A 22,582-nucleotide genomic window follows, 5' to 3' on the forward strand; every position below is an offset into this window, starting at 1 on the left:
GGTCAGACCCACCTTGGCTACATCCTTCAATCAGCAGTTCGACCAGCACGGCACCTGGCGGCGCAACTTTGCCCATCGACTCAAGTGGTTGACGGGCTGGCTGCAGGAAAACGAGCTGCTGGACGTGGCGGTCGAGGATCGTCTGCGCGAGCTGGAATCGCAGATGCGAACCAGCAAGATCATGGTGGCCTTCGTCGCCGAGTTCTCGCGCGGAAAGTCGGAGCTGATCAACGCGATCTTCTTCGCCAGCTATGGCCGGCGAATCATGCCGGCCAGCGCGGGCCGCACCACCATGTGCCCGACCGAGCTGGGCTATGACGCAACCGTCAAGCCCAGCCTGAGGCTGCTCCCGATCGAGACACGGCTCGAACCGCATGCGCTGAGCTACTGGCGCGAGAGCCCGGACCGCTGGACCCAGTTCCCCATCGACGTGCGCAATGCCGAGTCTCTGGCGCAGACCATGCAGAAGGTCGCCGAGGTCGATTGGGTGCCGCTAGAACGTGCTCGGGCGCTGGGCTTCTGGAACGACGCAGCTCCCGAGGACAACCCGACGCCCGATGCGCAAGGCCGGGTCGAAATTCCACGTTGGCGTCATGCCGTGCTCAACATGCCGCATCCGCTGCTGGAGCAGGGGCTGGTCATCCTCGATACGCCTGGTCTCAATGCGATCGGCGCCGAGCCCGAGTTGACCGTCAGCCTCATTCCACAGGCCCATGCAGTAGTCTTCATCCTGGGTGCGGATACCGGCGTCACGCGCTCCGACCTGTCGATGTGGCGCGAGCACCTGATCTCGGAGGGCGACGGCAACGACACCCGCATCGTGGTGCTCAACAAGATCGACACGCTGTGGGACATCCTCAACAGCCCAGCCGAAGTGGAACGCCAGATCGAGCGCCAATGCGCTGCGTCGGCCAAGGTGCTGGATGTTTCCATTTCGCAGGTGCTGCCTGTCTCGGCGCAAAAGGGCTTGCAGGCCAAGATCCGGCGAGACGGGCCGCTGCTCCAGGCCAGCCGCCTGCCTGCACTGGAGTCCGTGCTGGGCGAGGGCCTGCTCGGTCGCCGCGAGGAAGTGCTGCGGCAGGCTGTGCACAACGGCATCACCGCGCTGCGCAACGAGGCGCAGCGGATCCTGACGGTTCGCGCGCGCGATTTGTCCGAGCAGGCACTCGAACTGCAAGGCCTGCGTGGCAAGAACGTGAGCGTCATCCGACACATGCGCACTCGCATCGAGGGTGAGCAGTCGGAATTCGAGAACAGCAATTCGCGCATCCTGGCGCTGCGTTCGGTGCAAAGCAAGCTTTTGCGCGAGGTGTACGCCGTCCTTGGCAGCACGGCGCTGAAGGCGGACATGGGGCGCCTGGCGGCCTCGCTCAAGCGCCCCGGCATCAAGCTCAACCTGCGCAAGATCTACGGCGAGACCTTCGACACGCTGCGCGGGAATCTGCGCGAGGTGCAGGCGACGACGGCCGAGATCCAGGCCATGTTGAACGCGACCTTTCGCCAACTCAACGCGGAGCATGGCTTTTCTCTGCTCGCGCCCGCCGAGCCGGACCTGAGCGGGTTCGTCAAGCAGTTGAGCCAGATCGAGGAAAGCCACCTCAAGTACCTGGGCGTGGGCAACATGCTCAAGCTTGCCCAGCCCGATTTTTGCGACAAGCTGGTGCGGGCGTTGGCCAGCCGGCTGCGCGTGGTCAACGAAGCGGCCATGACCGAGGTGGAACGCTGGAGCAAGGGCGCTGGCGCACAACTGGACGCCCAGCTCAAGGAGCGGCGCCGCAATTTCGGCAAGCGCATCGAGGCCGTCGAACGCATCCAGAACGCGGCGGGTGGGCTGGAGGAGCGCCTCGAAGAAATCTCGACGCAGGAAGCTGCGCTCAAGCAACTCGGCGAGCGCCTCAATGAACTGACGACGCTGTTGACGAGCCAGGACGCGGCCATGACCGACGGGACGCGCCCCGCATTGCGGGTGGCTTGAACGCACGGTGCCCCTTCGTCCGGAAGATTCGGGTCGCGACGCGGACGGCTCGGTGAGCGATTTTTCATCGCGCGTCGTGCGCTGGCAGGCCAGCCACGGGCGCAGCACGCTGCCCTGGCAGAACACGCGCGACCCCTATCGCGTCTGGCTCTCGGAGATCATGCTGCAGCAGACGCAGGTCTCGACGGTGCTCGGCTACTTCGATCGATTCCTGGCCCGCTTTCCCTCTGTGGCCGAGTTGGCGCGTGCCGATGAAGACGAGGTGCTGGGCTTGTGGAGCGGACTGGGCTACTACAGCCGCGCCCGCAACATGCATCGGTGCGCGAGAGAAGTCATGGCGCGATTCGATGGTGCCTTTCCTCGCACGGCGGTCGAGTTGGCAACGCTGCCGGGCATCGGCCGCTCGACGGCTGCGGCCATTGCGGCGTTCTGCTTCGGTGAGCGGGTGGCCATCCTCGACGGCAACGTCAAGCGCGTGCTGGCACGCTGGCTTGGCTTCGACGAGGACCTGGCCTCGAGCACCCACGAAAAGGCCCTGTGGAACCTCGCCACCGGCCTGTTGCCGCCCGCAGATCGGCCTGCCGACATCGCCAGCTACACCCAGGGCTTGATGGATCTGGGAGCCACCGTTTGCACGCCACGCGGACCGCTGTGCGAAGCGTGTCCCGTACGGCTCGATTGCGTGGCGCGCGAGCGCGGTTGGCAGGCCCGCCTGCCCGTCAAGACGCGCAAGCTCAAGCGGACTTCGCAATCGTTGTGGTTGCTGTTGGCGCGGGATGGAAACGGCAGGGTCTGGCTGGAAAAGCGTCCGTCGAAGGGCATCTGGGCAGGCTTGCATGCGTTGCCGGCCTTCGATTCGAGAGAGGCGCTAGTAGCTGCAATGGCCGAGTCCGGCACTGGTGGAGAAATGCACGACGTGCCTGCGTTCCGGCATGTGCTCACACACAAGGACTTGCACCTTCATCCGGTCTTGTGCGACGTACCGGGCGACCGTGCTGCGTGTCTTTCGATTGGCGGCACGTGGGCCGATGAAAAGATGTGGGTCGGTCTGGGGTTGCCGACGCCGGTCAGGCGTTTGCTGACGGAGTTCGCGACCAGAATGCCTTGAGCGCCGCGGGCGACTAGTGCGGGGCGGCGCTCTGAGGACGAACGCCGCCCGATTCTCAACCCTGGCGTCTGAACGTCAGGGATGCGAACGCTGAATCAGCACTGCATGGCCGACGCTTGGGCGGCGAACGCGTCCGAAGCGGCCTTGCATGCGGCGCCAATCTGTTCCTTGGCGCCCATCGCGGCCCACGAGGACTTGGCCTGTTCCATGGCGGTCTTCATCGCATCGGCGGCGGGGCCGGATTGCTTGGACACGCATGCAGACACCTTTGCCAGATAGTCCTGACATTCCTGCGGCAGGTCGACCTCAGTCTGAGCGGTGGCGGCCGGCGCGGCTGCGGGCGTGGTGTTCTGAGCAGCCGCCGCCGTTGCGGCCGCTGGCGCAGGTGCAGTGGCAGGAGCTTCGGCAGCAGGCGCTGGCGCCGCCGCGGGTGGTGTGGAATCCCCGCCGTTGCAGGCCGCGAGTGCGGCAACGAGGGGAAGGACAGCGAAAAGCTTGTTCATTCGAGAACTTTCATTAGATGTTGTGCATGGCCAGCTTGCGACCTTCATCGCATCGCAGACCAACTCCCTTGCAGTCACGGCATGGCGCCGCGCTGCGACAAGCATTCTAGGTGCGTACCTTCGACGGACAGGCGCTCGAACGACCCGTTGCGCCACGCCCGCGTGAAATCAGGCGCTGATCTCGCGGTGCCTCTTGATGGTGGCCCAGCGTGCGCCGAAGGTCCTGGCAAGCTGCTCGACCAGGAACACCGAACGGTGCTGTCCGCCCGTGCATCCGATCGCCACGGTTACGTAGCTGCGATGGTCGCGCGCCATGGCGTCGAGCCATCGGGCGAGGAATCCTTCGATGTCCTCGAACATCTTCAGCACTTCGTCATGCTCGCGCAGCCAGTCGATCACCGGCTCGTCACGGCCCGTCAGCGGGCGAAGGTTGGGGACGTAGTGCGGGTTGGGCAGCATCCGCACATCGAAGACGTAGTCCGCGTCGAGCGGCACGCCGCGCTTGAAGGCGAACGATTCGAAGACCAGCGTGAGCGTGCTGTGCGGCGCCGCCACGAGGTCCTTGATGTAGCTCTGCAGTTGGGCGGGGCGGATCAGGCTGGTGTCGATGATGTCCGCGCCGTCGCGCAGGTCGGCCAGCAACTCGCGTTCGAGTTCGATGGCCTGCACCAGCGAGCGAAATCGCTCAGGGCCTTCGACCTCGGCCTCGCTGTGCGACAACGGGTGTTTGCGCCGTGTTTCCGAAAAGCGGCGCACCAGCGCATCGGTGGTCGCATCGAGGAACAGCGAACGCAGAACCACGCCTTGCTTGCGCATCGTCTGAAGTTGCTGCGGAATGAGCGGGAATGACTGGCCGCTGCGCACGTCCATCGCGATGGCCACCGGCTGCGCTGGACGCTCCAGCGCCAGGAAGGCTGACAACAGTTCGGGCGGCAAGTTGTCGACGCAGTAATAGCCGGCGTCTTCAAGCGCATGCAGTGCGACGGACTTGCCGGAACCGGACATGCCGGTGATGAGAAGAATTTCCGGGCTCATCTGGCGATAGGGTCGGTGGTTTGCAGTCAGGACGAGGAGGTCAGGCGGCGCGCGCGGGTTCGGCCGGCTTCTTGCCGAGCATTTCGCGCGCGTGGGCCAGCGTCGTGGCCGACACGCGCTCTCCGCCCAGCATCCGGGCGACTTCCTGGTCGCGAGCGTCGCCCTTCAAAACAATGACGCTGCTTTCGGTTCGAGGTTCCCCGCCCGATTTAGAGGCCGACCCGGCCTCGCGCTTGGAAACCTGGAGATGATGATCGGCGCAGGCGGCCACCTGCGGCAGGTGGGTGACGGCCAGCACCTGCCGGTCACGGCCGAGTTGCTGCATCAGGCGCCCCACCGTCTCGGCAACGGCACCCCCCACGCCTGAATCGACTTCGTCGAAGATCAGCGTGCGGGCCTCGCCGAGCCGGCTGGTCGTGACCGCAATGGCCAGCGCGATGCGCGACAACTCTCCGCCCGAAGCCACCTTGCCAATGGCCCTCGGTGTACTTCCTGCATGCCCGGCGACCAGGAATCCGACTTCTTCGAGTCCTGAGCGACCGGGCTGCGCCAGCGGCGCGAGGCTGACCTCGAAACGCCCGCCCTTCATGCCCAGGCCCTGCATGGCCTCGGTGATGGCGGCTGACAGCTTGGGCGCGCCGGTCTGCCGGATCTTGGAAAGGGCTCGGGCCTCTTTCATGTAGGCCGCCCGCGCTGCTTGCTCCGTCTGCTCCAGTGCAGCCAGGTCGGCCGCTGCGTCGAGCGCCTTCAACTCGTCTTTCCAGCCGGCCAGGAGCGCAGGCAGTTCGTCGGGGGGGCGACGATAGCGCCGCGCCAGCGACATCCATTGGCCCATGCGGGCGTCCAGTTCGGCCAGGCGATCGGGGTCCACTTCGGCATGCCGTAAATAGCTGCTGAGGCTGTGCACTGCGTCCGCCGCCTGCGCCACGCTGGACGAGAGCACTTCGGCCAGCGCCTTGAATTCGGGCTCGATGTGTTCGCTGGCCTGCAGCAGCCCGAGTGCGCGGTTGAGCGCCGCCAGCGCGCCTTGTTCGTCATCTTCCAGCGCCATGCGCGCGCCCTCTGCGGCGTCGATCAGAGACTGCGCGTTCGAGATCCGGCTGTGGCTGGTTGCCAGCTCTTCCCATTCGTTCTCCGCGGGTGCGAGCTTGTCCAGTTCACCGATCTGCCATTGCAAGCGCTCGCGCTCGCGTGAGAGCGTGTCCTGCTGTTCGCGTGCCGATTCGAGAGCGGCGGTGGCTTGGCGCCAAGCCAGCCAGGGCGCATCGAGCTTGTCCTGGCGCGCGCCGGCGTAGGCGTCGAGCAGCTGGCGGACCGAGTCGGGCCGTGTCAGGCTTTGCCAGGCGTGCTGCCCGTGGATGTCCACGAGGCGCTCACCCAACTCGCGCAGTTGCGCGGCCGTCGCCGGACTGCCGTTGATCCAGCCTCGGCTGCGCCCCTGGGTGTCGACGGTGCGGCGCAGCAGCAGCGCATCGGCATCGGCGTCGGCACTCTCGAATCCGCCTTCTTCGAGCCAGGAGGCGAGGGCGGGGTCGGGATCGAACTCGGCGCTGACGTCGAGGCGTTGAGCGCCTTCCCGCACGGCGCCCGGATCGGCACGGCTGCCCAGCGCGAGCTGGAGCGCGTCGATCAGGATCGACTTGCCTGCGCCCGTCTCACCCGTCAGTACGGTAAAGCCTTCGGACAGGTCGATGTCCAGCGCGCGCACGATCACGAAATCGCGCAGCGTCATCCTTCGCAGGGCCAAATCAGGAACCTCCCTCGTTCCAATGCAGCTTCTTGCGCAACGTGTCGAAGTAGCTCCATCCCTTCGGATGCAGGAAGCGTACGTCGAGGTCCGAGCGCTGCACGATGATGCGGTCGCCATGCGCGAGCGAGGCGAGCGACTGCATGTCGAAATTGGCGCTGGCATCGCGGCCGGCCACCAGCTCGATGGAAATCACCTCGTCGTCCGGCAGCACCAGCGGCCGGTTCGACAAGGTGTGCGGCGCAATCGGCACCATCACCCAGCCGTCGACGGCGGGATGCATGATGGGACCGCCCGCCGACATGGAGTAGGCGGTCGATCCCGTGGACGACGCAATGATCAGGCCGTCGGCCCGCTGGTTGGCAACGAAATGGCCTCCGACCGACACTCGCAACTCCACCATGCCCGACGTGGCGCCGCGGTTGACCACCACGTCGTTCATGGCCAGGGCCTTGAAGACGAGATCGTCGCCTCGCATCACCTGACCGAGCATGAGGCTGCGTCGTTCCTCCTCGAACTCGCCGGCCAGCATGGGCTCGAGAACGCCGCGATAACCATCGAGGGGAATGTCCGTGATGAAACCCAGTCGGCCGCGGTTGATGCCGATGAGCGGCACGCCGTAGGTGGCGAGTTGCCTGGCGATCCCGAGCATGGTGCCGTCGCCGCCCACCACCAGGCCCAGGTCGCACTGCTGTCCGATCTCTTCGAGGCTCAACTGGCGATAGCTGGCGGTGTTGGAGCCTTCGAACGCGCATTTCTGGATGGAGACTTCGCAACCCTGTTCCCGCAGGAAGCGGCCGATGCCGTCCAGTACCTCGTCGGGCGGCGCACTGCCGGACGAGCGCGAGCCCGCACCAATGGATTGGTACTTGCCGATGAGCGCAACATGCCGAAAACGCCGGGTCATACAAGAAATTACATCACTAAAATGATCGAACGATGCTGGATGATCGCGCACGCCTTCTACTCAAGTCGCTGGTCGAGCGTTACATCGCGGACGGCCAGCCGGTCGGCTCGCGCACCTTGTCCCGGATTCCCGGTCTCGAACTGTCGCCGGCCACGATCCGCAACGTGATGTCCGACCTGGAGGAAATGGGCCTGATCGTCAGCCCCCACACCTCCGCCGGCCGCATTCCCACTGCCCGAGGCTACCGCCTGTTCGTTGACACGATGTTGACGATACAGCGTGACGCCATGGCTTCCGGCCTGGGGCCCACGCTGGCGCCCGATCAGCCGCAGAAGGTCATCGCCAACGCGGCGAACTTGCTGTCCAGTCTGTCCCAGTTTGTCGGTGTGGTGATGGCACCACGTCGATCGACCTCTTTTCGGCACATCGAGTTCCTGAGGCTGTCAGAACGCAGGCTCTTGGTGATTCTCGTCTCGCCCGACGGCGATGTGCAAAACCGGGTGATCTTCCCGGAGGTCGACTTCAGCCAGTCTGAACTGGTGGAGGCGTCCAACTTCCTCAATGCCCACTATTCGGGCCTGTCGATCGAGCAGATGCGAGAGCGGCTGCAGTCCGAGGTCGAGACGCTTCGCGGCGAGATCGCGGCGCTGATGAAGGCGGCTGTTCAGGTCGGTTCGGAGGTGTTGAGCGAAGAAGACGAGGTCATCGTTTCTGGCGAACGCAACCTGCTTTCGGTCAGCGACTTTTCCGGTGACCTCGGGCAGCTGCGGCGTGCATTCGACCTGTTCGAGCAGAAGGCGCAACTCATGCGCCTTCTGGATGTCTCGAGCCGTGCCGAGGGCGTGCGCATCTACATCGGCGGCGAAAGCCAGGTCGTTCCCTACGATGAGCTGTCCGTCGTGAGCGCACCCTACGAGGTGGACGGCCAGGTGGTCGGCACGCTGGGCGTGATCGGCCCCACGCGCATGCCCTACGAACGCATGATCCAGATCGTCGACATCACGTCGCGCCTGGTGAGCAATGCGCTCAGCCATCGAAAGTAGAATCGGCGCCACTCGGGCCGTTAGCTCAGTTGGTTAGAGCAGCGGACTCATAATCCGTTGGTCGCTGGTTCAAGCCCAGCACGGCCTACCACCGAATTGCCTTTTCATGCTGCGCGGCTGTCTTCAGCCCGGAGCATCACCCCCCATCGACTACCTCGATCCAGCGATAGCCTAGGCGCACGCGCCCTTCAGTCTGGAGTTGGCGCAACTGAAGATTCACCTTCTGGCGCGACGCTCCGACGGCGCGGGCCAGGTCGCCTTGGGAAATGCGCAGCATCACCCCGCCGGCGCCGCGTTGGCCGTTCTCGGCGGCAAGGCGTTGCAAGGTCGCCCAGACCCGCGCGCCTAAGCTTTCTTCCGCGCGGATGAAGATCATGTCGAACAGTTCGTTGACCCTCAGGCTGAGCGCTCTTGCAACGGCAAGGGATACCAGGGCATCTTCGGCCAGGAATTCGAGCAGCGGCTGACGAGGCAGGATCAGCAGTTCCACTTTCCCCTCGGCGATCAGGTCGACCGGGACTGGGGCGTCGCCCAGCACGGAGCTGAACCCGCTGACCTCGCCGCTCTCCATCCACCTGCTGAGCTGTTCGACGCCACCGCCGGTGTAGCCCACCGACCGCAGCCGCCCGGACAGAAGCACCAGCGCGTGCTGGGCGGAGTCGCCTCGCTTCTGGATGAGTTGGCCGTCCCGGAAGGAGCGCCGGATGCCGAGCGCCATCAGACGCCGGCTCGACGCCGCGGGCAGGTTGGCCAGCAGGTCTACGCGATAGCGATCATTCGACGCGGACGACATAGGGATACCGATCTTCGGGTTGACACCTGAATTGTCACCCGCGGCGCAATTTGCGGTGGGTTCCAGTTCTGTAATCGCGTTGCACACCAAAGATGTGTGCCGCGAACACCCTCACGAAGGAGACACATGCTTCGAAATCATCTGATCGCCCTGGCGGCGGCCGCCTCAGCGGCGCTTTCCCTCAGCGCGCACGCGGAACCCGTCACGTTGCGCATCCAGGACTATCCCGGTATCGGCAACTTCCTCGTCCGGATCGCCAATGCCAACGGGCTTTGCGAGAAGCACGGCTTGAAGTGCGAGCTGAAGACGATTCCGCAGGCACCGCTGGGTATGCAGACGCTGCTGTCGGGTGACCTCGACGTCGCTTTCACGCCCCCGGAAGTGGTGGTTCAGGCGGCCAACAAGGGCGCCGACATCCGCGCCATCGGCAGTGGCGCCGTCGCGCCCATCTTCTTCCTGATGGCCGGGGCAGGCATGGAAACGCCGTCGGAAGCCAAGGGCTACCCGGCCGTCATGCAAGACTTCAAAGGCAAGAAGATCGGCGTGACCGCGCGTGGCAGCGCAGCCGAGTTCCAGCTGGTGAGCCTGCTCAAGGGCGCTGGCATGAGCGCGGACGACGTGACCATCGTGGCCGTCGGCGCACCGAACACGGCGTTTCCCGCCATTAGCCAGAAGCAGGTCGACGCGCTGATGCTGTTCACGCCGATGGACGGCTTCTGCGAAGTCAGCAAGGCTTGCCGGATGGTGGTTGACCCACGCAAGGGCCAGGGCCCGGCTGATGTGTTGAGCGTCACCGGTGCGGCCATGCTGCAGGTGGTGCGAGGCGACTTCCTTGCCAAGAACGCGAAGACCATCGCGGGCTACGACAAGGCGATGCGCGAGGCCGCGGACTTCGTGCAGAAGCCGGCCAACTTCGACGCGGCGCTCAAGGTCGCGCAGGACACGTTCAAGATCACTGCGCCCGGTGGCGACAAGATCCTCGAGCTGGCGCTTCGCAACTCGATGCCTTCGTTCCACTACCAGGCTGATGCCAAGGCGTTCCAGAACGCCGCGCAGTACATGCAATCGACCGGCCAGATCAGCAAGGTGGTCGACACGTCCAAGCTGCTCGCGGCCCAATGAACTCTGCGAGTGCATATCACGCCGCGGCCGCGAGCCGCGCCGTGTCGGTCGACAACCTGCACCTGAGCTTCGACGGCCGCAGCCCCGTGCTGGCGGACGTGTCGCTGCGCCTGGAGCGCGGCGAGTTCGTCTCGCTCGTCGGGCCGAGCGGCTGCGGCAAGACGACCTTGCTCAACCTGTGCGCGGGCCTGGTGCCGCACACCGGCGCGGGCGACATCGGCGTCATGGGCAGCGCACCCCGCACCGGCCATCCGGAGATCGGCTACATGCTGGCACGAGACAGCCTGCTGCCCTGGTGTTCGGCGCTGGAGAACGCGGCCTTCGGTCTGCGGGTCCGTGGAACGCCACGCCAGCAGGCGCTGGAGCGCGCCCGGCGCATGCTGGGCGAGGTGGGTTTGGCACAGCACGAGAGCGCACTACCCAAGGCCTTGTCGCATGGCATGCGGCAGCGCACCGCGCTGGCGCGCACCTTTGCGCTGGATGCATCGCTGCTGTTGATGGACGAGCCCTTCGGCGCGCTCGATGCACAGACCAAGCTGCAGCTTCAAGATCTGCTGCTGCGCCTTTGCCAGCAGCACAGCTGCTCGGTGCTGTTCGTCACGCACGACCTGGCTGAGGCCGTCGCGGTGTCCGACCGTGTCGTCGTCATGTCGTCCCGGCCCGGGCGGATCATTGCCGATGTTCCGATCGACCTGCCGCGCCCGCGTTCGATTCGCGAGTTGCAGAAGTCACCGCGTTTTCATGAACTCTACAGCGCGCTGTGGTCGCACCTCGAGTCGGGATGGGTTCATCATGAAGGGTAGGCTTCAGTGGGGTGCGTTGCACCTTGTCTTTCTCGCCGTCCTGCTTGGGATGGCCGAGTACGCGGCCACACGCCGTTGGCTCGACCCGACCTTCTTCGGCCAGCCCAGCGGCGTCATTGCATACCTGTGGCATGCGCTGGCCACGTCGAAGTTCTGGGTCGACCTGGGTTGGACGCTGGCCGGCGTCGCCTCGTCGTTCCTGCTGGGAAGCGCAGCGGCTTTCGCGGTCGGCCTTGCATTCGTGCGCTGGCCGAACGCGGAGCGATTCGCCGACCCGTACTTCAATGCGCTGAACGTCATGCCGCGCATTGCGCTGGCACCCTTGTTCATCCTGTGGTTCGGCATCGGGCTGGGCAGCAAGGTGGCCGTGGGATGTTCGCTGACCTTCTTCATCGTCCTGTCGGCCACGGTGGCCGGGATCCGCGGCGTGAGCCAAGACCACGTGACGCTTTGCCGCACGCTCGGCGCCGGCGCATGGACCACCTTCCTCGAGGTCACCTTGCCCGGTGCGGTGCCGGTCATCTTCTCCGGGCTCCGGCTCGGGCTGATCTACGCGCTGCTGGGCGTGGTGGGCACCGAGATCATCGCCAGCGAGAAAGGCCTCGGGCAGACGCTGGCTTACCTGGGCTCCACCTTCGACATCAACGGCGTGATGGCGCTGCTGCTGGTGCTTGCGCTGCTGGGCGTGAGCATCGTGCGCTTCATGTCCTGGCTTGAAAAGCGCCTGCTGCACTGGCAGTAGCGCGCCCGCTCCCAACGTCTCGTTCCACTTTCTCGAAAGATCTCATCATGGCCAACACCACCCCGATGACGCTGATCGACATCGACAGCCGCTACAAGCACATCCGCCCCGTTCCTCGCATGCCCAACTTCGCGGCGTGGATCGAAGGGGTCGACCTGACGAAGCCGCTTTCCGAGCCCGTGAAAGCTGAGCTTCGCCAGGCGCTGTTCGATTTCGAGGTCATCTTCTTCAAGCCCCAGACGATCACGCCGCAGCAGCACGTTGCGCTGGGGCAGGTCTTCGGGCCGCTGTCGACCGGCTCCTACTTCGACCGCAATGCAGAGGTGCCCGAGATGGAGATGATCGTCTCGGACCGCGAGCGCCCGCCGGCGATCGACAACTGGCACACCGACATCAGCTGGAAGCTCAACCCGCCGTTGGGAACGGCCATCCAGATCACCGTCACCCCGCCCGCGGGAGGCAACACCTGTTGGAGCAGCACCAGCAAGGCCTACGACTGGCTGTCGCCCGGCATGCAGCAGTACCTGGAAGGCCTGCAGGCCATGCACACCTGGGAGCACTCGGGCTTTCGCGAATACCTGGGCCAGAAGGGCGAGGAAGCGCTGATCGCCGCGATCAAGGCGGCCAAGCCGGTGCTGCATCCGGTGGTGCGCGTCAATCCGGATTCGGGCCGCAAGTGCATCTTCGTGAACGCCGACTTCACGCGCGCCATCGTCGGCATCGACCGGCACGAAGCGCGCGGCGTGCTGCAGTTCCTGCTCGGCTGGTTGCAGCGGCCCGAGTTCATGGTGCATCACCAATGGGAGCCCGGTGGCATCGCGATCTGGGACAACCGCAGCACCCAGCACTACGCCGTCGCCGACTATTGGCCGCATCACCGCGTGAACCAGCGCGTCACCTTCAACACGCAGACGCCTGCGGCCCAACATTCCTGAACTGGCGGAGACACTGAACATGCAACAACACACTCGCTTCTACATCGACGGCCAATGGGTCGACCCGGTCGAGCCGCGCACGCTCGACGTGATCAACCCTTCCAACGAGGAGCCCTTCGCCCGCATCAGCATGGGCAGTGCTGCGGACGTCGACAAGGCCGTGGCGGCGGCCCGTCGTGCGTTCGAGACCTTCTCGCAGACCAGCGTTCAGGAGCGGGCCGATCTGCTGGAGAAGATTCTCGGCGTCTACCAGCAGCGCTTCGGCGACATCGTGCAGGCCATCTCGCAGGAGATGGGCGCGCCGCTGTGGCTGTCCAAGGCGGCCCAGGCGGCCGTGGGCGTGGCGCATCTGTCGCAGACGCTCCAGGTGCTCAAGAACTTCGAATTCGAGCAGACGCAAGGCACCACGGTGCTCCGGCATGAGGCAGTGGGCGTGGTGGGGATGATCACGCCCTGGAACTGGCCGATCAACCAGATCATGTGCAAGGTGGCGCCCGCACTGGCCGCCGGATGCACGATGGTGCTCAAGCCGTCGGAGGTGGCGCCGATCAATGCCATTCTGGTGGCCGAGGTGCTCCACGAGGCCGGCGTGCCGCCGGGCGTCTTCAACCTCGTCAACGGCGACGGTCCCTCGGTGGGCCAGGCCATGGCCGCGCATCCCGACATCGACATGATGACCTTCACCGGTTCCACGCGCGCGGGCATCGCGGTGGCCAAGGCGTCGGCCGATACGGTCAAGCGCGTGACGCAGGAACTGGGTGGCAAGTCCGCCAACATCGTGCTCGACGATGCAGACCTGGAGGCTGCCGTGGCGCAGGGCGTGCAGACGTGCTTCGTCAATTCCGGCCAGAGCTGCAACGCGCCTACGCGAATGTTCGTGCCGCGCGCCTTGCAGGACCGAGCGATTGCCGCCGCCAAGGCTGCCGCCGAGGCAACGCCGACGGCCGACGCACTTGCCGATGGCATGCACATCGGCCCGGTGGTCAGCCAGCTTCAGTTCGACCGCATCCAGTCGCTGATCCGCGCGGGTATGGAAGAGGGCGCAACGCTGGTGGCTGGCGGCCCCGGTCGCCCCGAAGGCATCGCCAAGGGTTATTTCGTGCGACCCACCGTGTTCGCCGATGTGCGCAACGACATGACCATCGCGCGCGAGGAAATCTTCGGTCCGGTTCTCGTGATCCTGCCGTATGACACCGAAGAAGACGCGATCCGGATGGCCAACGCGTCCGCCTATGGCCTGTCGGGCTATGTGCAGTCGGCAAGCCTTGAGCGCGCCCAGAAAGTGGCAGCACGCCTGCGCACGGGCATGGTCCACCTCAACGGTGCCGGTCCCGACTTTGGCGCGCCATTCGGCGGCTACAAGCAATCGGGCAACGGTCGCGAATGGGGTGAGCACGGTTTCCGCGAGTACCTCGAAGTCAAGGCTGTCATGGGGCACGCCCAAGCCTGAGCATGGCCTCTCGCAGCCGTCGTCCGCCGGACACGGCTGCTTCCGTTTCATTTGCTCACTGCGCGTAACGCCAGCGCGGCGTTGCGCGCAGTGCCGTCTTGCGCGCCGCACGAAAACCGATCACGCGCACTCGGTTTGCTTGAAGCACCTTGGTGCGCCGCATGCACAGGCCTGAAGCATCGCGCGATGGCCTCGTTGAAGGCGCGTAGGACAAGGCTCACCGCCTCCTACACCGAAGAACCGCGCGCACGCGGGCCGTCTTCGCTATCAAAATCGAACCTTGCGCCTTGAATGACCCCGGACACCAGCGGTGCTCGGCATGTTGTTTCGTGCGCTTCAACGCGCCGACCCATTGAAGTGCATCGATGCGGTGGCATCGAATTTGCACGTTCAGGAAGCGAGCACAACACGAGGAGACAACGGCCCGACGAATGTCGGTTACATGTTTGTTTGATCTAGACCTTCGGGAGTTCTGATGCTGTCTACTTCTGCAACTGGCTTCCGCGAGGCTTCGCTGCCGGCGCTGGGCAAGCTCAACCCGTTGCTGGACCTCATCCTGAGGGGCGGGGATCTTGTTCTCTTCGTGGTGAGCGGCATGCTCGCCTTTGCCTTGCGATTCGGGCATCTGGACATGGGCGACGACTACGTCCATGCGATCTGCCGAGGCGTTCTGTTCGCCGTCATCATCTTCAACGGCGGTTCTCTTTACCGCAGGTGGCGCGGCCGCACGACGGCCAACGAGGCGCTCAAGGTCGCTGCCCTGTGGCCGCTTCTGTTCTGCGTGATGGCGGTCTATGCGCTTGCGGTGCGCGACGGGCAGGATGTCTCCCGCATCTGGTGGGCTTGCTGGCTGGTGCTCAGCATGTCCGGGGCGCTTCTCCTGCGCATGGCGGTCCGGGCGCGTTGGCTGAGTGCGCGACGCGTCGACATCCGCAACTCCGTGGTGGTGGGCGCCAATCCGGAGGCACAACGCCTCGTCGATGCGATTCGTGGCGACGATCTGTGCGGCATCGAAGTACATGGCTGGTTCGCCACGCATGCGGATCGCTGCGAACTGACTGGCGCCCCGATGATCGGCCGCCTCGATGGCCTGGCCGCCTATGTCGAGTCGCGCGGCATCGACCTCGTCTGGCTGGCGCTGCCGATGCGCGATCAGGCCAAGATCTCGTATGCGCTGAGCCAACTCAAGCACTCGACCGCCGACGTCAAGCTCGTACCCGACCTGTTCGGCCTGCATCTGCTCAATCACTCGGTGGAAGAAGTGGTCGGCCTGCCGGTCATCACGTTGCAACAGACGCCGCTGCAAGGCGCGGCGCGCGTGGTCAAGGCGGTGGAAGACCGGGCGCTGGCGCTGCTGATCCTGTTGCTCATCTCGCCGCTGATGCTCGCCATCGCCGCCGCGGTCAAGCTCAGCTCGCCGGGGCCGGTCTTCTACCGGCAAGAGCGCGTGAGTTGGAACAACCGCAGGTTCTGGATGTACAAGTTCCGCTCGATGCCGGTGGATGCCGAGCAGCGATCTGGCGCCGTGTGGGCCAAGGCCGGAGAGTCGCGCGCCACCAGGGTTGGCGCCTTCCTGCGCAAGACCAGCCTGGACGAACTGCCGCAGTTCTTCAACGTTCTGGTGGGCGACATGTCGATCGTCGGGCCACGCCCTGAGCGCCCCGTCTTCGTCGAGCAGTTCAAGAACCAGATTCCCGACTACATGAAGAAGCACATGGTCAAGGCGGGCATTACCGGTTGGGCACAGGTGAACGGTTGGCGCGGTTCGACCGACCTCAACCGGCGCATCGAGTGCGACATCTACTACATCGAAAACTGGTCGCTCAAGTTCGACCTGCAGATCATCGCGTTGACCCTGCTCAAGGGCTTCGTCAACAAGAACGCCTATTGAGCCCGCTGCGGCTCGCCACAAGGAGAAGGCCCTTTCATGAAGGTCGCACTGGTTCACTATTGGCTGGTTGGCATGCGCGGCGGCGAGAAGGTGCTCGAAGCGTTGTGCGACCTGTACCCGGACGCGGACATCTTCACGCTGGTGTGCGACGTCGACGCCATTTCCGAGAAGATCCGGCGCCATCGCATCACCACGTCGTTCCTGCAGAAGATCGGCGGCGTTCGGCACTACCAGAAGATGCTGCCGCTGATGCCCTATGCGCTGGAGTCATTCGACCTGACCGGCTACGAGCTGATCATCTCGGTCGAGGCGGGGCCGGCCAAGGGCATCATTCCCGGCCCCGGAGCCACGCACATCTGCTACTGCAATTCGCCGATGCGCTACATCTGGGATCTGTATCCACAATACCGCGCGTCGGTCGGGCCGCTGGCGCGCGCCGTCATGTCGCTCACCGCGCCGTCGCTGCGCCAGTGGGATGTGACCACCTCGGCTCGCGTCGACCACTTCATCGCCAACTCGGCCTATGTGGCCCGACGCATCGAGCGCTACTACCGGCGCAGCGCGCATGTGGTGCATCCGCCGGTGGACCTTCCGCGCTTCAGGGCGGCGGCTCAGGTGGACGACTACTACCTGTGCGCAGGCCAGATCACGCCCTACAAGAAGGTGGATCTGGCGGTGGAAGCATGCACGCGCCTCGGGCGCCGACTGGTGGTGATCGGCTCCGGCGCCACGCCGGCGCTGCGCCGCCTGGCCGGCCCGACGGTCGAGTTCCTCGGGCCCGTCGATGACGCGACGATGGTCCATCACTTCTCGCATTGCAAGGCGCTTCTGTATCCGGGCATTGAGGACTTCGGCATCGTTCCACTCGAAGTCATGGCGAGCGGCCGGCCCGTGATCGCATTTGCCCAGGGTGGGGCGCTGGAGACCATCGTCGAAGGCCGCACAGGGCTGTTCTTCGACGATCAATCCGTAGGCGGCCTGATGGAGGCGATCGAGCGCTTCGAAGCCGAGTGGGAGCCCGTGATGCCCGAAGTCCTGCAAGCGCATGCGCGCGGCTTCGACACCGGCGTCTTCAAGGCCCGCATGGCCGAACTCATCGGCCTCTTGGTCAATGCGTCGCCACAGATGGTGGACTGAAAACGCAGGGCGCGCATGGAAGCCATCCCCATCGCCATCTTCTGGAGCATCGCGCTGTGGTGCCTCTTGCAGCGCAAGCAGGCCTTGCTGTACCTGTTCTTCGCGTCGATGCCGTTCGGGTCCTTTGCCGTGATCCCCACGCAAGTCACCGGTGGGCTGACCCTGACGCCGACGCCGATCGTGGCGCTCATGCTGATCGCCCGCGAACTGGGTTCGATGCGGGCCCTGGGTCAGGCCCTGGACATGGCGCTTCGGCGGTCCGGGCTCTTGCTGCTGTTCGCGTTCTGGGTCGTCGCCGGGGTGGTCACGCTGTTCATGCCGCGCTTCTTCGCCGGCATGGTGGAAGTGGTGCCTGTGCGTGCGGGCGCCCTGTCGGACACCACGCTGCTGGTGCCGACCACGCAGAACTTTTCGCAGCTCATCTACGTGAGCATCTCGGTGCTGGCCGTGTTCGCCTTCGCGCGCCTGCTTCAGGCCGACGAGATGCGGCGCCATGCCCTGGCGGCGCTGCTGCTGGGGGCGGCATTGACCGCCTTGACCGGCGCGTTGGACCTCGCCTCGCAATACGTGCCCATCGGGCTCGCCCTGGAGTTGTTTCGCACGGCCAGCTATGAGTTGCTGACCGACGTGGAGGTCCTGAGCGCCAAGCGAGTGGTGGGCCTGACGCCGGAGGCCTCGTCCTATGGCGCGCTGGCGCTGACATTCCTGGCTGCGTTGTACTTCTTCCGCCGGGCGATGCCCGCGGGCTTCGTGCGCCGCCGCCTGGTGCCTGCGCTGATGGGCGTGCTGCTGCTGTTGATCTGGCTGTCCACCTCGTCGGCGGCATACCTCGGACTGGGGCTGTTCGGCGCCGCGGCAGCGGCCGACTGGTGCTTCCGCTTGGCGGCTCCAGTCTCTCAGACCTATTTGCGCCGTGGCCTGGCCGGCGAGTTCGCTCTGGCGGTGGTCACGCTGTGCGTCTTGCTGATGATCGTGCTGGCCAAGCCTGGCCTGCTGGCACCGATGAGGGAGATGTTCGACCTGATGGTGCTGCAGAAGTCCAGCAGCAGTTCGTTCGAAGAGCGCAGCATGTGGACGCACGTGTCGCTGAACGCCCTGTTCGCCACGCACGGACTCGGCGTGGGGCTGGGCGGGACGCGCGCATCCAATTTCGCCGTGGCGCTGGCCAGCAATGCCGGTGTTCTGGGCGCGGCGCTGTATTTCCTGTTCGTGCTCCAGTGCCTCGCATTTCGCAACCCGGCGCGCGGCGACGCCAAGGGCGTCGCATTGCTTTCCGGCATTCGATGGACCTATCTGCCGGCCTTCTTCACCGGGCTGATGATCGGCACCACGCCGGACTTCGGGCTGTTCAATGCATTTCTCTTCGGCTTCGCGACGGCGATCACCTGCAGGCGTGCGCGCACCCGTGCGGCCCTGACCCCTTCGGCATCGCTGCAGCCGCAGGCCTATGTTCAACCCATGCGCCCGCGGGCGCTGCGGAGCCTGCGTGCACAGCCATGAGGGCCCCAGCGTAGCAAGCCGCGCGGTCGGGGCAGGCGCCTGGACGGTGGGCACGCGCCTGTTGGCCAAGCTGATCGACCTGGCCATGTTGCTGTGCCTGGCACGCTTTCTAGGGCCTGCGGAGTTCGGCCTGGTGGCCATGGCCATGGCCGCGGTGTTCATCATCGAAGCCTTGTTCGACCTGCCCACGGCGGCCGCGCTCATCCGCCTGCCCGAACTGGAGCCGGACATGCTCCACACCGCCTTCACACTCAGCCTGCTGCGGGGCGTGGTGGTGGGCTTGCTGCTGATCGCAGTTGCATGGCCGCTGGCGGCCTTCAACAACGAACCACGGGTGGCGCTGCTGATGGTCGTTCTGGCTCTGGCGCCGGCGATGCGCGGTCTGGTCAACCCCCGCATGGTCGAGTACGCGCGGGCCTTGAACTTCAGGCCCGATGCGCTGCTGGAGCTCTCCGGCAAAGTCGTCGCCTTCGTGGTCGCGGTGAGCATTGCGGCCGCCACGCGCAGCTTCTGGGCCATTGCCGCGGCCACGGTTTGTGCGCCGCTCGTATCGACCGTGCTGTCGTACGTCATTGCGCCGATCCGGCCGCGCCTGCGCCTGACGCATTGGCCGCAGTTCTCGAGCCTGATCGGCTGGAACTTCGTTTCGCAGTGGTTCTCCGCGCTCAACTGGCAGATCGATCGGCTGGTCCTGCCGCGTGTGACCGACGCTGGCGCCTTCGGCCAGTACACCATGGGGCGGCAGTTGGCGGAGGTGCCCAGTCAGGTGCTGATTCAGCCGCTGGTGCGCCCCGTGATGCCGACGCTGGCCTCGGCGGGCGATGCACGGCAGTCGCGCTATCTCAAGCTGTCGCACGCCATCGCGGTGGTGATGTTGCCCGTCATGGGTCTGCCGCTGCTGTGGCCCGAGCCGCTGGTGCGCGTGGCGCTCGGGCCCGCCTGGAGCGGCGCGGCCCAGTGGCTGCTGTGGATCAGCGCGATCACCGTGATCGGCCTGCCAGGCCTGCTGCTCGCACCCTTGGCCATGACCCTTGATCGCACGCGCTGGCTCGCATTCCGGACGACAGTGGAATTCCTGGTCAGGCTGCCGCTGGTGTGGATCGGCGCGGTGCACTACGGCATTCTGGGGGCCGTGGCCGCAAGCGCGGTGGCGTCGGCGGTGGGCATGGTGGTCGGGCTGTTCGTCGTTCGACATCTCATCGCCACCAGCCTCGCGGCGCAGTTGATGACGCTGCTGCGCCCCGTGCTCGCCATGGTGCCGGCGGCGGGCTTCCTGTGGTGGACCAAGCCATGGGTGATGGGCGCGCCCGGCCTGATTGATCTGCTGTTGCGTGCCGTACCGCTGGGGCTGCTCTATCTGTTCATCTACATGCTGGCGACGCTGGTGGCCTGGCAACTGGCCGGACGGCCGGGCGGGTTGGAGCAACACCTCGTGGGCGTGGTCCGAACGCGTGTACAGAAGCCGCTATCCCGCCGTGCGCGGACTTCCGGCCGCAGCCGGCCGCATCCACGCCATCCGAAGGAGGCGCATGTCGAACAACCCCATTGAACCGACCGCGCGGCATCCAGATGCCGCGATCAGGCTCGTCATCAACGGCAAGTTCCTGCAGCCGTCCACGAGCCGCTCGGGCGTCTACCGGGTCGCCCGGGAGATGCTGGTGGCTTTGGACCGAATGCTGGCCGACGACCCGGCACTGGCGGCACGCGTCGATTGCCGGCTGATGCTGCCGAGAGACCAGGATCCGGGCCTTCCGCTCTCGCGCATCCAGGTCGAGCGTCGCCAGGATGCGCGCCGGCTCGGCTCGCGCTTCGACCGCTTCTACGGTGTTCTTTGGGAACAGACGGTGCTGCCCTGGCGCTCGCGGGGCGCGACGCTCATCAGCCTGTGCAACATCGGGCCGGTGGCTCGCCGCGACGCATTCACCATGGTGCACGACGCACAGGTCTACAGCTCGCCTGCGTCCTACTCGTTGGCGTTTCGATCCTGGTACCGGCTGGTTCTGCCTCTGCTGGGCAGGCGCAACAGGTCGCTGCTGACCGTGTCGGGCTACTCGAAGGCGCAGCTCGTGCAATTCGGCGTGGCCGAGGCGGAGCGGATCCGCGTCATCCACAACGGTTGCGATCACGTCAAGCGCCTCGTGCCGGATGCGGATGCGGTGCATTCGCTGGGCCTCAATGGCGACCAGTTCGTCCTGGCACTGGCCAATCTCCAGCCGCACAAGAACATCGCGATGTTGCTCCAAGCCTTTGAATCGCAGGCGCTTGCCAACGTCACGCTGGCGTTGTTCGGCCCGGCCAAGCGAGAAGACTTCGAGCGACAGGGCCACGTGGTGCCGCCCAATGTGCGCTTCCTGGGCTTCGTCAGCGATGAACAACTGGCCGGGCTGCTGAAGGCGGCGACGGCGCTCGCGTTTCCGTCCACCACCGAGGGCTTCGGCCTGCCTCCGCTGGAGGCGATGCTGCTGGGATGCCCGACCATCGCGGCGCCGTGCGGCGCTTTACCCGAAGTGTGCGGTGACGCCGTGCTCTGGGCAGACGCACGATCGCCGGACCAATGGGCCGAGCAGATCCTTCGCTGCTGCATCGACCCGGCCTTGCGCGACGAAATGCGCGCACGCGGCCGGGGGCAGGCGGCGCGCTTCACCTGGGCGCGAGCGGTGGAAGGCCTGCTGGCGACCGTTTCGGGGGTGCCGCAAGTCATCCGGGAGTACGAGCCGTCCGACCGCGAAACTCAGGCGCGCGAGGGCACCGCTGTGGCGCGAGATGCGTTCGCATCGCGGACTTGAACGAACGTCGCCCGATGACGCACGCATCCACATCACGCCTTCTCTCGCTGGATGGCATGCGCGGCCTGGCGGCCATTGCGGTGATCGCCTGGCACCTGGAGTTCATCGGCGCCTTCGCGCAGAGCGGCTATCTGGCGGTGGACTTCTTCTTTGTCATGAGCGGTGTGGTCATCGCGAGGGCCTACCGGCAGCGGCTGCACAACGGGTTGCCGACATTCGACTTTTTCGCGGAGCGCGTCATCCGGCTGTATCCGCTGTACCTGCTGGGGCTGCTGATCGGGCTGACGCGCCTGACGGGGCAGATCGTCGCCGGTCACCCCAACAGCCTGAGCTGGTCGGAGCTGGGCATCAGCGCGGCGTTCAATCTGCTGATGCTGCCCACGCCGGCGACGACGTTCTTGGCGCCCATCAACATTCCTTCGTGGTCGCTGTTCTTCGAGCTGCTGGTCAATGTTTTCTGGGCGGCGGTGCTCCTGCGGGCGTCCAGACGGGTTCTGATCGCGGCGGTCGTCTTTCTCTATGCGGCGCTGTCGCTGGCGGTGATGGATGCGGGCTCAGCGCAAGGCGGCTGGATCTGGTCCGAGTTCCACGTCGGCTTGCTGCGCAGCCTGTTTGGTTTCCTGCTGGGTGTGCTGATGGCGCAGACCATCGATGCGAGTCCGCCCCGCAAGTCGTGGTGGACGCTGGTCGCGGCGGCGGCGCTGTGTGCGCTGCTGGCGGCGGACGTGCCGCAGCCGTATCGACCGCTCTTCGATCTTGGCGTCATCCTGGTGGCCTCTCCGGCCATCGTGTGGGTCGGCATGCGCTTCGATCCTCCGGCCTGCTGCGAGGCGGCGGCGCGCGCGCTGGGGGACATGTCGTTCCCGGTGTACGTGCTGCACTTCGGGCCGCTGTTCAGCATCTCCTTCCTCGCGCGAAAGCTGGACATCAGCCCTGCGCTCTGGATTCCGTCGTTCGTCCTTGGCATCTGCGCGGTGTCGCTGTACCTCGCCCGTACCTACGACCCGTGGGCGCGCGGCAAGCTCAAGCGATTGCTGGCCGGTCGACGCCTTCGCATGACCTGGGTGGCATGAAGCCACCGACATCGACTTTCATGACCAACCCA

General features: G+C 65.6%; 19 protein-coding genes and 1 tRNA gene. 15 read left to right on the forward strand and 5 right to left on the reverse strand.

The genetic code is table 11. From position 1 onward, the window contains the following. Positions 1-13 precede the first annotated feature (13 nt). Positions 14-1,975, forward strand: a complete 1,962-nt coding sequence (locus tag QTH91_RS02365) for a dynamin family protein (RefSeq protein ID WP_286658432.1) — start codon at positions 14-16, stop codon at positions 1,973-1,975. Positions 1,976-2,027: 52 nt separating this feature from the next. Continuing rightward, positions 2,028-3,083: an A/G-specific adenine glycosylase gene (mutY, locus tag QTH91_RS02370; protein ID WP_286658433.1), complete on the forward strand. Its 1,056-nt coding sequence runs from the start codon at positions 2,028-2,030 to the stop codon at positions 3,081-3,083. Between the two features lie 95 nt (positions 3,084-3,178). Here mutY and QTH91_RS02375 read toward each other — a convergent pair whose 3' ends face one another. From QTH91_RS02375 to QTH91_RS02390, 4 genes are all read right to left on the reverse strand, one after another. Then, positions 3,179-3,586 (reverse strand): DUF5339 family protein, encoded by a 408-nt coding sequence (locus QTH91_RS02375; protein WP_286658434.1) that lies wholly within the window; start codon positions 3,584-3,586, stop codon positions 3,179-3,181. A gap of 168 nt (positions 3,587-3,754) precedes the next feature. Beyond that, positions 3,755-4,621: an RNase adapter RapZ gene (rapZ, locus tag QTH91_RS02380; protein ID WP_286658435.1), complete on the reverse strand. Its 867-nt coding sequence runs from the start codon at positions 4,619-4,621 to the stop codon at positions 3,755-3,757. 40 nt (positions 4,622-4,661) lie between these two features. Further along, a complete protein-coding gene (gene recN / locus QTH91_RS02385) occupies positions 4,662-6,368 on the reverse strand; it encodes a DNA repair protein RecN (RefSeq protein WP_286658436.1) in 1,707 nt (568 codons plus the stop codon). Between the two features lies 1 nt (position 6,369). Then, positions 6,370-7,275, reverse strand: a complete 906-nt coding sequence (locus QTH91_RS02390) for an NAD kinase (protein ID WP_286658437.1) — start codon at positions 7,273-7,275, stop codon at positions 6,370-6,372. A 32-nt stretch (positions 7,276-7,307) separates the two neighbouring features. Between QTH91_RS02390 and hrcA the strand changes: the two genes are divergently transcribed. After that, positions 7,308-8,318, forward strand: coding sequence for a heat-inducible transcriptional repressor HrcA (gene hrcA, locus QTH91_RS02395; protein ID WP_286658438.1), 1,011 nt, complete (start codon positions 7,308-7,310; stop codon positions 8,316-8,318). A 14-nt stretch (positions 8,319-8,332) separates the two neighbouring features. Beyond that, a tRNA-Ile gene (locus QTH91_RS02400) sits at positions 8,333-8,409 on the forward strand. A gap of 45 nt (positions 8,410-8,454) precedes the next feature. Here QTH91_RS02400 and QTH91_RS02405 read toward each other — a convergent pair. Continuing rightward, on the reverse strand, positions 8,455-9,111 hold the full coding sequence (locus QTH91_RS02405; protein ID WP_286658439.1) for a Crp/Fnr family transcriptional regulator: 657 nt from the start codon (positions 9,109-9,111) through the stop codon (positions 8,455-8,457). 126 nt (positions 9,112-9,237) lie between these two features. On the opposite strand from QTH91_RS02405, the gene QTH91_RS02410 reads away from it, so the two are divergent. The 11 genes from QTH91_RS02410 (at position 9,238) to QTH91_RS02460 (ending at position 22,550) form a co-directional block, all read left to right on the forward strand. After that, the gene (locus QTH91_RS02410; RefSeq protein WP_286658440.1) at positions 9,238-10,233 is read left to right on the forward strand and encodes an ABC transporter substrate-binding protein; all 996 of its coding nucleotides are present in this window, start codon (positions 9,238-9,240) and stop codon (positions 10,231-10,233) included. After that, a complete protein-coding gene (locus QTH91_RS02415) occupies positions 10,230-11,036 on the forward strand; it encodes an ABC transporter ATP-binding protein (protein WP_286658441.1) in 807 nt (268 codons plus the stop codon). The genes QTH91_RS02410 and QTH91_RS02415 overlap by 4 nt, the downstream gene beginning before the upstream one ends. Next, positions 11,026-11,778 carry an ABC transporter permease gene (locus QTH91_RS02420; protein ID WP_286658442.1) on the forward strand — a complete coding sequence of 251 codons (753 nt, stop codon included), beginning with the start codon at positions 11,026-11,028 and terminating at the stop codon, positions 11,776-11,778. The genes QTH91_RS02415 and QTH91_RS02420 overlap by 11 nt, the downstream gene beginning before the upstream one ends. Before the next feature lie 47 nt (positions 11,779-11,825). Continuing rightward, positions 11,826-12,713, forward strand: coding sequence for a TauD/TfdA dioxygenase family protein (locus QTH91_RS02425; protein WP_286658443.1), 888 nt, complete (start codon positions 11,826-11,828; stop codon positions 12,711-12,713). A 19-nt stretch (positions 12,714-12,732) separates the two neighbouring features. Further along, positions 12,733-14,163: an aldehyde dehydrogenase family protein gene (locus tag QTH91_RS02430; RefSeq protein WP_286658444.1), complete on the forward strand. Its 1,431-nt coding sequence runs from the start codon at positions 12,733-12,735 to the stop codon at positions 14,161-14,163. A 475-nt stretch (positions 14,164-14,638) separates the two neighbouring features. Beyond that, on the forward strand, positions 14,639-16,054 hold the full coding sequence (locus tag QTH91_RS02435; protein ID WP_286658445.1) for an undecaprenyl-phosphate glucose phosphotransferase: 1,416 nt from the start codon (positions 14,639-14,641) through the stop codon (positions 16,052-16,054). 36 nt (positions 16,055-16,090) lie between these two features. Further along, positions 16,091-17,191: a glycosyltransferase gene (locus QTH91_RS02440; RefSeq protein ID WP_286658446.1), complete on the forward strand. Its 1,101-nt coding sequence runs from the start codon at positions 16,091-16,093 to the stop codon at positions 17,189-17,191. A 15-nt stretch (positions 17,192-17,206) separates the two neighbouring features. Further along, entirely contained in the window at positions 17,207-18,691 is a 1,485-nt protein-coding gene (locus tag QTH91_RS02445; protein WP_286658447.1) for a hypothetical protein, read from the forward strand. Next, positions 18,678-20,240, forward strand: a complete 1,563-nt coding sequence (locus tag QTH91_RS02450; protein ID WP_286658448.1) for an oligosaccharide flippase family protein — start codon at positions 18,678-18,680, stop codon at positions 20,238-20,240. The genes QTH91_RS02445 and QTH91_RS02450 overlap by 14 nt, the downstream gene beginning before the upstream one ends. Continuing rightward, positions 20,221-21,477: a glycosyltransferase family 4 protein gene (locus QTH91_RS02455; RefSeq protein ID WP_286658449.1), complete on the forward strand. Its 1,257-nt coding sequence runs from the start codon at positions 20,221-20,223 to the stop codon at positions 21,475-21,477. The genes QTH91_RS02450 and QTH91_RS02455 overlap by 20 nt, the downstream gene beginning before the upstream one ends. 14 nt (positions 21,478-21,491) lie before the next feature. After that, on the forward strand, positions 21,492-22,550 hold the full coding sequence (locus tag QTH91_RS02460; RefSeq protein ID WP_286658450.1) for an acyltransferase family protein: 1,059 nt from the start codon (positions 21,492-21,494) through the stop codon (positions 22,548-22,550). The last annotated feature ends 32 nt before the right edge of the window (positions 22,551-22,582 follow it).

Origin of the sequence: Variovorax dokdonensis (genome assembly GCF_030316895.1) — a bacterium.
In the GTDB taxonomy this organism is placed as follows: Bacteria; Pseudomonadota; Gammaproteobacteria; order Burkholderiales; family Burkholderiaceae_C; genus Variovorax; species Variovorax dokdonensis.

Excerpts from the sequence above, each read along its gene's own strand:
- QTH91_RS02375 (WP_286658434.1), bottom strand. The coding sequence starts at position 3,586 with ATGAACAAGCTTTTCGCTGTCCTTCCCCTCGTTGCCGCACTCGCGGCC.
- rapZ (WP_286658435.1), bottom strand. The coding sequence starts at position 4,621 with ATGAGCCCGGAAATTCTTCTCATCACCGGCATGTCCGGTTCCGGCAAG.
- QTH91_RS02390 (WP_286658437.1), bottom strand. The coding sequence starts at position 7,275 with ATGACCCGGCGTTTTCGGCATGTTGCGCTCATCGGCAAGTACCAATCC.
- hrcA (WP_286658438.1), top strand. The coding sequence starts at position 7,308 with ATGCTGGATGATCGCGCACGCCTTCTACTCAAGTCGCTGGTCGAGCGT.
- QTH91_RS02405 (WP_286658439.1), bottom strand. The coding sequence starts at position 9,111 with ATGTCGTCCGCGTCGAATGATCGCTATCGCGTAGACCTGCTGGCCAAC.
- QTH91_RS02410 (WP_286658440.1), top strand. The coding sequence starts at position 9,238 with ATGCTTCGAAATCATCTGATCGCCCTGGCGGCGGCCGCCTCAGCGGCG.
- QTH91_RS02415 (WP_286658441.1), top strand. The coding sequence starts at position 10,230 with ATGAACTCTGCGAGTGCATATCACGCCGCGGCCGCGAGCCGCGCCGTG.
- QTH91_RS02420 (WP_286658442.1), top strand. The coding sequence starts at position 11,026 with ATGAAGGGTAGGCTTCAGTGGGGTGCGTTGCACCTTGTCTTTCTCGCC.
- QTH91_RS02425 (WP_286658443.1), top strand. The coding sequence starts at position 11,826 with ATGGCCAACACCACCCCGATGACGCTGATCGACATCGACAGCCGCTAC.
- QTH91_RS02430 (WP_286658444.1), top strand. The coding sequence starts at position 12,733 with ATGCAACAACACACTCGCTTCTACATCGACGGCCAATGGGTCGACCCG.
- QTH91_RS02435 (WP_286658445.1), top strand. The coding sequence starts at position 14,639 with ATGCTGTCTACTTCTGCAACTGGCTTCCGCGAGGCTTCGCTGCCGGCG.
- QTH91_RS02440 (WP_286658446.1), top strand. The coding sequence starts at position 16,091 with ATGAAGGTCGCACTGGTTCACTATTGGCTGGTTGGCATGCGCGGCGGC.
- QTH91_RS02445 (WP_286658447.1), top strand. The coding sequence starts at position 17,207 with ATGGAAGCCATCCCCATCGCCATCTTCTGGAGCATCGCGCTGTGGTGC.
- QTH91_RS02455 (WP_286658449.1), top strand. The coding sequence starts at position 20,221 with ATGTCGAACAACCCCATTGAACCGACCGCGCGGCATCCAGATGCCGCG.
- QTH91_RS02460 (WP_286658450.1), top strand. The coding sequence starts at position 21,492 with ATGACGCACGCATCCACATCACGCCTTCTCTCGCTGGATGGCATGCGC.